Source organism: Albidovulum sp. (assembly GCF_049646345.1).
In the GTDB taxonomy this organism is placed as follows: Bacteria; Pseudomonadota; Alphaproteobacteria; order Rhodobacterales; family Rhodobacteraceae; genus Albidovulum.
Genome location: NZ_JBARVQ010000159.1, coordinates 1 through 2,759 on the forward strand (window position 1 = coordinate 1; position 2,759 = coordinate 2,759).

At 61.3% G+C, this 2,759-nt stretch carries 2 protein-coding genes; both read right to left on the bottom strand.

Features of this window, described 5'->3' with window-relative positions:
* Positions 1 to 901 (bottom strand): arylsulfotransferase family protein (locus WBB85_RS03985; RefSeq protein ID WP_432637327.1); only part of this gene is annotated, 901 nt, incomplete at its 3' end.
* A gap of 2 nt (positions 902 to 903) precedes the next feature.
* Positions 904 to 2,759 (bottom strand): hypothetical protein (locus WBB85_RS03990; protein ID WP_432637329.1); only part of this gene is annotated, 1,856 nt, incomplete at its 5' end.

Genomic DNA, 2,759 nt, shown 5'->3' on the forward strand with positions numbered 1-2,759 from the left:
CCTTCACCTCTGGATCGGTCACCACGATCATGTTGCGATTGCGCAGCGACAGCATCAGATCGCCCGCCTGAAACATCGGGAAGGCGTCCGCCATGTCCGATGACAGTTCCTCTACCTCATTCAGATGGAACTCCCCGCCCGTGCGGGTGCGGAAGAAACCGGTTGAGGTGATCAGCGCCTCAAGGTCGTTTTCGATGAATAGCGTGGTCAGCGCCTTTTCAAAGACCTTGTTGCCATCCTCATCGAACTTGAAGACGAGGTCTTCCCAATAGGGTCCGCCAAAGGGCCAGGGAATGTCGCTGTTCGGCGCATCGACACGGTCGCCGCCCGAGATCACGACGCCGCCATCCTCCAACCAGTTCGGTGAGTGGTGGTTGACGATGCCGGGCGTGGTCCAGACCGGTTTGCCGCAGCGATCCAGCCGCGCCATGCCGCCGCTTTCAAAGCTGAACACGATATCGCCCCCGGGCGTGATGATCGTGCCATGGGTGATGGCATTCCAGTCGGTCGCGGGGTTGTCGCGGAAAAAGGACGGGTCTTCGAACAGCGTATGGGCGCTCAGTTCCCAATCGTTGATCACGGTGCCGTCGCGGCGGATCAGGCGGGCACGGTTGTTGCCCTCCATGAACCCCGACAGAAGGATCAGATCGTCCTGTTTCGCCGCAGGGTCGTTCACGGTCACGCCGGTACCTTCTCGGGTCGCCGGCCGCAGGAAATGGATGGGTTCGGTCCCGCGCAGGTTCGGCAGTTCCTCGACCAATGTCTTGGCCTCATCCAGCGTGCCCCAGACCAGCCGGTAGCCTGCGTTTTCCTTCACCGCGGAGTAAAGCCCTGCCGTGTAGCTGCCGCCGATGACAAGCACCGATCCGGCGAGAAGAGAGATAAGTTTCGACCGTTCCATGTTCACTCTGTTTTCTGGCTGTCTTCGACCCCGAGAAGCCGTTTTGCAAAAGGCACGATGTCATAGACCAGCCGGTCGCCCTTGTAGCGGGGGCCGCGCCCGTAGATGATACTGCGTGGTGTTTCATAGATCGCGGCACCGGTATCGACCGGCGGCGGGTTGTTGAGCGCCTGTTCATAGGCGGCGTTGTCGCGGATATAAAGGCCATAGCCCCGGAACTCATCGAACAGGGTTCCATCCTCGGGCGTGGCCTGATCGACGGGTTTCAGGACATAGTTGATGACCTGTCCATCCGGCTTCGGGAATTCCGAATAGAACCACCACACAAGCGGCGCGCCGTAGAACTGGGTGCTGGGATCATCCTCGCCGTATTTGATCGGGAAGAGATTGCCCAGAAGCACATGGGCGACGTCAAGCGAGCTTTCCGAAAAGCCCCGGAACCGGTCGCCATCGCCGCGTGCGGCGGTCTCGAATATCGGACCTTCGACATGGAGTTGCTGGCCGATCTCGCGCTCAAAACCGTGCAGGGTCATTTCCTTGGGCCAGGAGAGCCAAAGCGAGACGGCGAGCAGGACCGTTGCCAGAGCGCGAAGCGGCAGCGCCAGGCGCGCGCGGGAGATGAGGCCCGAGCGCCACATCACGATCATCGGCGGGATCATCACCGGGATGTAGTGATGGAGCAGCACCCGCCATGCCTGAAAGTAGAAGAAGAAAAAGAAGACGAGCGTGGCGAGTGTCAACGCGCGCGCCACCTTGTCCTGCCAGGGCCATGTCAGAAGGAAAAGCGCGGGCAGGATGCCGACCGGCACCGCCCAGAAGGCAAAGCGGCCGAAATCGACCCATGTCACATAGCGCAGGCGGGTGATGATATTGTCCGATCCGAATTCATCGCCGGGAAACGGCAGGCCGATCTCGGCGATGATCTTTGGCAGGACAACCGAGATTGCGGCCGCGACGATCAGCACCCCGGCAGCGGTCCAGAGCCGCGCCCAGGGAATGGGCCGCCATGTGACAAATACGGCGGCGGGCCAGATCAGCAGCCAGAGCCCGCCTGTGGGGATCACAAGATGCACCATGATGCCGGTGCCCAGCATCAGCCAGCGGCGATCCTCGATAAAGGCCAGCGCAAAGCCGAGGAAGACGAAAAGCGAAAGCGTCTCACGCGCGGCGGGCATCGGGCTGTCGCCGAAATAGACGTGGTAACCACCGGAATAAACGGTGGCGAGCACATAGACCAGAAGGGCAGCACCGATCAGCGCGTGGTCGAAGGCCAGAAGCGGGCGGGCCAGTTCACGCCCCGTACGGATCATCTGGATGATCACCGGGTAAAGCAGCGCGAGATACATCAAAAGGGGGGCGCGGACCGAAAACTCCCATTCCCCCCAGAGCCGCACGAACCAGCTTTCGGGGATAACGAAAAGCACCATGGTCAGACCCGGCGCATTGCGGATGGGCCCCGCCTCGGCCGTCCAGAAGGGCCAGCTTTCGGCGATGTAGAGGCGCGCGAACTGGAGAGAGCCGGAACCGTCGCCGGTAAAATTCTCCCAATAGAATTTCGGCGCGAAAAGCACGAGGCACAGCCAGAAAAGTGTGGCCGCGATCCAGAGGTCCTGCCCCTGCCCGGCAAGCCTGAGGCGGCTTGCCACGCCAGATGACAGGCGCAATCCGGCGACGACAAGGCAGGCAAGGTTCATGGCAAGGACAAGGAAGAAATAGGTGCTGCCCTTGGCGACGATACCGGTCAGCGACTGAAAGGCCGTGGTGACGCCGATATGGACGAGAAGTGTCAGTCCAAGACCGGACAAGAGCCAGAAGGCCGCGTGTTTCTCGCGCCCGAAAACGGCGGCAAGTGTCAGGC